This is a genomic window from Salmonella sp. SAL4457 (assembly GCF_046548235.1).
Taxonomy (GTDB): domain Bacteria; phylum Pseudomonadota; class Gammaproteobacteria; order Enterobacterales; family Enterobacteriaceae; genus Salmonella; species Salmonella enterica.
The window spans coordinates 1-336 of sequence record NZ_JBGDZO010000195.1; the positions used below are offsets into that span (position 1 = coordinate 1).

General features: G+C 69.3%; 1 protein-coding gene. It reads right to left on the bottom strand.

Annotated features, from left to right (window positions below; genetic code table 11):
• Positions 1–336: efflux RND transporter permease subunit (locus ACLJNW_RS23880; RefSeq protein ID WP_410961178.1), on the bottom strand; the 336-nt coding region annotated here is incomplete at both ends.

The following is a 336-nucleotide window of genomic DNA, read 5'->3' on the forward strand; positions in this document are numbered from 1 at the left end:
TCCATCAGTGCGCTGGTCTCGGTGGCCGCGGCGCCCAGTTCGACGGTACCGACGTCGCGCAGGCGCACCAGGCCGTTGCCATCGTTGCGGATGACCATCTCGCGGAAGTCGTCGACGTTGGTCAGGTCGGTGTTGACCCGCACGTTGGACAGCACGTACTGCCCCTTCACCATCCCCGGCGCCGCCTGGTCGTTGTTGCGGCGGATCGCCTCGGCCACGTCGGAGGCGGTCAGGCCGCGCCCGGCGAGGCGGTCGGCGTCGAGCCAGAGGCGCATGGCCAGGCGCTGGCCGCCAAAGGTCTGGACCTTGGCCACGCCGTCGATGGAAGAGAACATC